The organism is Enterobacter sp. (assembly GCF_977039595.1).
This window is the reverse complement of record NZ_CDRQYH010000029.1, coordinates 42146-48506: the sequence shown is the minus strand read 5'-3', so window position 1 is coordinate 48506 and position 6361 is coordinate 42146. Positions and strand designations below refer to the sequence as shown.

Genomic DNA, 6361 nt, shown 5'->3' with positions numbered 1-6361 from the left:
GTAGCTGAACAGGAGGGACAGCTGATAGAAACAGAAGCCACTGGAGCACCTCAAAAACACCATCATACACTAAATCAGTAAGTTGGCAGCATCACCCAAAACGGCTTTCTTATACCTGTTTAATAAAATTTTAATAATCACACAACTGAATCATCCCGCTACTTCCCCCACATCAAAACGACATTGCCCTTCTCTCTGCGTTAAAATGCTGTATTATGCAAACCATTGCGACATTTTGCAGGAATGTACCCCCATGCACAAAACCGCTCGTCAACGCTACGTTCTGGATATCCTGAGCGAGCAAGGCCAGGCCAGCATCACCGAGCTGGCCGAAAAGCTGCAGGTTTCAGCCGATACCATCCGTCGGGATCTGACCGACCTGGAGAACCAGGGGCTGGCGCAGAAGAACCACGGCGGAGCCATCGCGTTGAATCTCTCCGCCATGAACCGTCAGGGCCGCAATACGCTGCTGCCGGAGACCAAACAGCGCCTGGGTAAGCAGGTCGCACAGCAGGTTCCACCGGGCTCCACCCTGTTTCTGGATGCCGGGAGCACGGTGATGGCCGTCGCCACCTTTCTTCAGGGGCCGCTCACCGTCATTACCACGTCACTGGATATCGCCCAGCACTTTAGCGACCGGGAAGACGTTGAGCTGATCCTGCTCGGGGGGAAATGGGACCACCAGCAGCGCCTGTTTGCCGGAAGCGCCACGTTATCTTTGCTGTCCCGCTATCGGGCAGATATTGCTATCCTCGGGGCGTGCGCCATTCATGCCGAACTTGGGTTGAGCGCCGGTAAAGAAGCGGATGCCGAGGTTAAACGCGCAATGCTGGACGCAAGCCACGTGCACTGGATTGTCGCCGATCATCTGAAAATTAACCGCTGCGAGCCGTATCTGGTTTCCGGGTTATCCAACATTCAACAACTCTTTTTAGATCGTCCCTGGCCTGAGCTTGGGGACTCTGGCGCATTGCAGGTCACGGTGTGCGCGAATTAACGTGGAGAAGGTCATGAGTAAAGTTCAAACAATCAACATTGCGCTGATCGGGTATGGATTTGTCGGGAAAACCTTCCATGCCCCGCTGATCCAGTCTGTGAACGGTCTTAAGCTGGCAGTTGTCTCTTCTCGCGATGAAGAGAAGGTAAAACGCGATCTGCCGGACGTACAGGTGGTCGCCACCCCTGAAGAGGCTATTCAGCATCCTGATGTTGACCTAGTGGTGATTGCCTCCCCCAACGCCACGCACGCCCCGCTAGCGACGCTGGCTCTGAACTCTGGTAAACACGTGGTCGTGGATAAGCCTTTCACCCTCGACATGCAGGAAGCCCGCGACCTGATTGCGCTGGCGGAGGAAAAGCAGCTGCTGCTCTCCGTCTTCCACAACCGCCGCTGGGACAGCGATTTCCTCGGCATTAAGCAGGTTATTGAGCAAGGCACGCTCGGCAAGGTCAAACACCTTGAATCGCACATTGACCGCTTCCGCCCGGAAGTGCGCGTGCGCTGGCGCGAGCAGAATGTCCCTGGGAGTGGCCTGTGGTTTGACCTGGGGCCTCATCTTATCGACCAGACGCTACAGCTCTTTGGCCTGCCGCAGTCGGTTCAGGGGAATATCGCGACGCTGCGCGACGGCGCAGAAATTAACGACTGGGCGCACGTGGTCTTAAACTACCCGGAGCATAAGGTGATTCTGCACGCCAGCATGCTGGTGGCAGGCGGTACGGCGCGCTTTGCCGTTCACGGGGACAAGGGCAGCGTGGTGAAGGCCAGAATCGATCAGCAGGAAGCACAGCTGCTCTCTGGGGTGATCCCCGGCAGTGAGTCCTGGGGCGAAGACAGCGACAGTATGGTGTTCTTCGGCGCTGACGGCGCGCCGCAGACGATCCCTACCCCAAAAGGCGATCAGCGACAGTACTATATTAACGTGCTTGATGCGCTACGCGGGGAAATCGCCAATCCTGTCCATCCTGTTGAGGCATTAGCGGTGATGGCCGTCCTGGAAGCGGCGGTGAAGTCGTCGGAGACGGGGTCAACTCAGGGGCTGGCGTTAACTGCCGAAGAGCGTGCTTTGCTGGGTTAAAAAACAAGCCGGGTGGCGCATCGCCACCCGGCAAGCGTTTAAGACTACGAACGCTTTTTCGGCATCATGCGCAGAAGGGTATTATCTTTCCAGAAATAGTGGTGCATCAGCGCCGCCGCGGCGTGCAGGCCAATCACAAAATAGCCCAGATTTGCCAGCGTTTCGTGCCACTCTTTCAGCACATCAACCAGGTCAAAATTTGACTCTGCCGCATGCGGCATCGCCAGGCCAAAAGCAAACCAGTCGCTGCCCCGGTTATACATCATCACAATTCCAATCAGCGGCAGCGCAATAAACAGCAGATACACCACCAGATGCCCCAGATGGGACATCCCCGTCACCATCGCTTTTGGCTTCGGTTGAATCGGTGGCGCGCGGAACTTCAGACGAACCAGAAGACGGGTCACCATCAGCACCAGGATACTGATACCGCATGAGACGTGGATCATGTTGATCGCCGGGCGCGCGGTGCGCGGGAAGAAACCTCTGAACTCCATGGCGCAGTAGGCGACGATGATTAACAGAAACACCAGCCAGTGGATGCCGATTTGCAGGCTTGTATATTTAGTGCGCATGTGATTTCTCGATTAAAAACAGTTACCGCGCCAACATAATCCCCTTTCCTTAAAAATTCATTAACTTTTCTGTATGGTTTTTCAAATACTTCCTCCCGCATGAAGCATCTTCAATTGCCGCCCTGCCCGTGATGGTCTAAGCCTGGATGAGTTCAAACTGTCGCATCGACACGTTTACAGGAGAACACCATGAGTAAAATTGGCATTAACGGCTTTGGACGCATTGGGCGCCTTGTACTGCGTCGCCTTCTTGAAACCCAGGACAGTAATACCGTCGTCGCCATCAACGACCTCACCTCCCCGAAAGTGCTGGCCTACCTGCTAAGGCATGATTCCAACTACGGTGGCTTCCCGTGGAGCGTGGACTTCACCGAGGATGCGCTGATTGTGGACGGTAAAACCATTGCGGTGTACGCCGAGAAAGAGGCGAAGCATATTCCGTGGAAAGCCGCAGGCGTGGATATCGTCGTGGAGTGCACCGGCTTTTATACTTCTGAAGAGAAATCACGGGCGCACCTGGACGCCGGCGCGAAGAAAGTGCTGATTTCTGCGCCTGCGGGTGACATGAAAACTATCGTCTACAGCGTTAATGACGACACCATTGACGCCAGTGATACCATCATCTCCGTCGCCTCCTGCACCACCAACTGCCTCGCTCCGCTGGCGAAAGCCCTGAACGATGCGTTTGAAATTAAGGTGGGCACCATGACCACCATTCACGCCTATACCGGTACGCAGGCGCTGGTAGATGGCCCGCGCGGGAAAGACCTTCGCGCCTCCCGAGCGGCGGCAGAGAACATTATTCCGCACACCACGGGTGCCGCCAAAGCCATTGGCCTGGTGATCCCTGCGCTCAGCGGCAAACTTAAGGGCCACGCGCAGCGCGTGCCGGTAAAAACAGGTTCGGTAACCGAGCTGGTGGCCATTCTGGGCAAGAAAGTCACCGTTGAGGAGATTAACGCCGCGCTGAAAAAGGCGACGCAGGGCAATAAATCGTTTGGGTATACCGACGAAGAAATTGTGTCGTCAGATGTGATTGGCTCGCACTATGGTTCGGTGTTTGACGCCACGCAGACGGAGGTGTCAGAGGCGGGAGAACTTCAGCTGGTGAAAGCCGTTGCCTGGTATGACAACGAATACGGTTTCGTCACTCAACTGGTGCGGACGCTGGATAAGTTTGCGGCGCTGTGATTTTTTCCCCTCATCCTAACCCTCTCCCCATTGGGGCGAGGGAATTGTTCCGTGCTCAGATGATTTTTCGCGTCACCTTCAGGACCGGATCCTGCTGCAGCTGTTTCCATGCGGCCATGACGGCCTCGGGGAATTCAACGTGAGCAATATAATCCCGCCCGGCCGGGCCATAGCCGTTGGCGTCATCATACAGGCGCGGCAGTTCCCCAAGAACCAGAGAAAGATAGCGGTCAACGGGCCACAGCCCGGTGTTGCCCTCACCGAATTCCACGCCCTCTTTTCCGTTTTGCAGCGTTGGCGTAAACCCGGGATGGCTTGTCCACTCCGGTGACTCGGACTCATCCCGACAAACGCGGGCAAACGTCGCCATCGTGCGGCGCTGCATCGTCGGATCCTGCACCACCAGCACCCGCCCGGTCGTTCGATGACGCTGTTTCAGCATGTTCCAGCTAAAGCGCGCGTTTTCACCGCAGTTGGTGGATTGATCCTCAACCCACAGATGCCCCTGCGGGATCTGCCAGAACTCCCGCGCAATGTCGGCAAGAATGCTTGCTTCGGCCCGCCCTGCGACCGGTACGGTGTGGTAACGCGGATGACTGGCGATGGCAGCATATAAAAAGGTGGTCGAATGCCCGATGCCGCCGCTAATCAGGAGCGGGATTTCTCTCTGAGCGGCAATACGGCAGGCCGCGTCAATGGTTGGGATCACCGCGTTTCCAGCCAGAATCACCGCATCTATCTCCGGGGCCTGACGCGTCACGCTCAGTTCGTCCTGCGCCAGCCATACGCCGACAGTATTGATGGCCGCCAGCGTGGCATCCGCCAGAAGGGGAAAATGGGGCTGAACCATGATGAACTCCTCACGTTGTTGAAGCGCCGAATTTATCATTTTCTGAAATAACCAGAAACATCCAAAAATCATCGGGTTGCACCTGCCTATTATGCTTTTGATTTCCAGCCTTACAAAACATTGTATTGTGCAGACGTTATGTAAAAGCACCCGGCGCTGCTTATTTCACCGTGATCTGACCAGTTTTATCCCCCCTTCGCTTGCCAAAAACAACATCCAACCCTAAGTTGCTTAACAATTTCACAACCTTTTTCATCATCACAGGTTGCACCTGAAGCGCGCCAGGTGACACCTCTCTCTCATCATCAACGTGGCGGGGTTTCAGGTCATGACAGAACATGAAAGTACGACGACGGTATTACGAAAAAATAAAAAGGTATTAATTGCCAGCCTTACCGGGAGCGCCATTGAATGGTTTGACTATTTTCTCTACGGTACGGCGGCCGCGCTGGTCTTCAATAAGATCTTTTTCCCGATGGTCGATCCGGTGATCGGTCTCATTCTCTCGTATCTCTCTTTCTCATTAACCTTTTTTATTCGCCCCATTGGCGGGGTACTTTTCGCCCATATTGGCGACCGCATCGGACGTAAAAAAACCCTCGTTCTAACCCTCTCACTAATGGGAGGTGCAACCGTCATGATTGGTCTGCTGCCCACGTATGAGATGATTGGCCTGTGGGCTCCCGCTCTGCTGATCCTGATGCGTATCATTCAGGGGATGGGCATCGGCGGTGAATGGGGCGGCGCGCTGCTGCTGGCCTATGAATACGCGCCAGAAAAACGTAAAGGCTTCTTCGGCAGCATTCCGCAAGCGGGCGTTACCATCGGCATGCTGATGGCAACCTTTATCGTTTCGCTGATGACTCTGTTCAGCGAGGAGGATTTTCTCTCCTGGGGCTGGCGTATCCCGTTCCTGCTGAGTTCGGTTCTGGTGTTGCTCGGCCTGTGGATCCGCAAAGATATTGATGAAACGCCCGATTTTAAGAGAGTCAAAGCGTCCGGTCAGGTGGCTAAGGCCCCGCTGCGCGATACGCTGAAGCATCACTGGCGTGAAGTGCTGATCGCCGCCGGTCTGAAGGTGGTTGAAACCGCCCCCTTCTACATCTTCTCTACGTTTGTTGTGAGCTATGCCACCAGCACGCTGACCTATCAAAAATCACAGGCGCTTGAGGCCGTGACGCTGGGAGCTCTGGTAGCGACCATTATGATCCCGCTGATGGGGCTGCTCTCCGATAAGGTAGGCCGTCAGCGCATGTACGCAATCAGCGTCTTCGTGCTGGGCTTGTTTATCGTACCGTGGTTTATGCTGCTCAATACCGGTACAACCTGGGGCATCGTGCTCGCGACGGTCATCGCCTTTGGCGTGCTGTGGGCCCCTGTCACGGCGGTGCTCGGCACGCTGTGCTCTGAAATTTTTAGTGCAAACGTGCGCTACACCGGCATTACACTCGGGTATCAGCTGGGTGCCGCGCTGGCCGGCGGTACCGCCCCGCTGATTGCCACCGGCCTGCTGGCAAAATATGACGGCGACTGGGTGCCGGTGGCCTGGTATCTTGCCGTCACGGTAACCATTTCCTTAATCGCGATTTTCTGCGCCTGCCGCGTTAAGCGTGCAACACTCATCCAGGCGCAGCCCGAACGTCTCTGACCGTTCCCGGCCCGTCCTG

General features: G+C 55.6%; 6 protein-coding genes. 4 read left to right on the top strand and 2 right to left on the bottom strand.

What is annotated here, in order from left to right; translation table 11 throughout:
• Positions 1-253 precede the first annotated feature (253 nt).
• Together ACWYRJ_RS11145 and ACWYRJ_RS11140 are read left to right on the top strand one after the other, a co-directional pair.
• Positions 254-997 (top strand): DeoR/GlpR family DNA-binding transcription regulator, encoded by a 744-nt coding sequence (locus ACWYRJ_RS11145; RefSeq protein WP_111964663.1) that lies wholly within the window; start codon positions 254-256, stop codon positions 995-997.
• Positions 998-1010: 13 nt separating this feature from the next.
• On the top strand, positions 1011-2078 hold the full coding sequence (locus tag ACWYRJ_RS11140; protein ID WP_223582202.1) for an oxidoreductase: 1068 nt from the start codon (positions 1011-1013) through the stop codon (positions 2076-2078).
• A gap of 44 nt (positions 2079-2122) precedes the next feature.
• On the opposite strand, the gene cybB is transcribed toward ACWYRJ_RS11140, so the two are convergent.
• Positions 2123-2653 (bottom strand): cytochrome b561, encoded by a 531-nt coding sequence (cybB, locus tag ACWYRJ_RS11135; RefSeq protein ID WP_111964665.1) that lies wholly within the window; start codon positions 2651-2653, stop codon positions 2123-2125.
• Between the two features lie 189 nt (positions 2654-2842).
• Between cybB and gap the strand changes: the two genes are divergently transcribed.
• A complete protein-coding gene (gene gap / locus ACWYRJ_RS11130; RefSeq protein ID WP_023311641.1) occupies positions 2843-3844 on the top strand; it encodes a type I glyceraldehyde-3-phosphate dehydrogenase in 1002 nt (333 codons plus the stop codon).
• A gap of 55 nt (positions 3845-3899) precedes the next feature.
• On the opposite strand, the gene ACWYRJ_RS11125 is transcribed toward gap, so the two are convergent.
• Entirely contained in the window at positions 3900-4694 is a 795-nt protein-coding gene (locus ACWYRJ_RS11125) for a YdcF family protein (RefSeq protein WP_455507893.1), read from the bottom strand.
• 328 nt (positions 4695-5022) lie between these two features.
• Between ACWYRJ_RS11125 and ACWYRJ_RS11120 the strand changes: the two genes are divergently transcribed.
• Entirely contained in the window at positions 5023-6342 is a 1320-nt protein-coding gene (locus ACWYRJ_RS11120; protein WP_111964740.1) for an MFS transporter, read from the top strand.
• Positions 6343-6361 lie beyond the last annotated feature (19 nt).

Coding starts and splice junctions, on each gene's coding strand:
- ACWYRJ_RS11120 (WP_111964740.1), top strand. CDS start 5,023: ATGACAGAACATGAAAGTACGACGACGGTATTACGAAAAAATAAAAAG.
- ACWYRJ_RS11145 (WP_111964663.1), top strand. CDS start 254: ATGCACAAAACCGCTCGTCAACGCTACGTTCTGGATATCCTGAGCGAG.
- gap (WP_023311641.1), top strand. CDS start 2,843: ATGAGTAAAATTGGCATTAACGGCTTTGGACGCATTGGGCGCCTTGTA.
- cybB (WP_111964665.1), bottom strand. CDS start 2,653: ATGCGCACTAAATATACAAGCCTGCAAATCGGCATCCACTGGCTGGTG.
- ACWYRJ_RS11140 (WP_223582202.1), top strand. CDS start 1,011: ATGAGTAAAGTTCAAACAATCAACATTGCGCTGATCGGGTATGGATTT.
- ACWYRJ_RS11125 (WP_455507893.1), bottom strand. CDS start 4,694: ATGGTTCAGCCCCATTTTCCCCTTCTGGCGGATGCCACGCTGGCGGCC.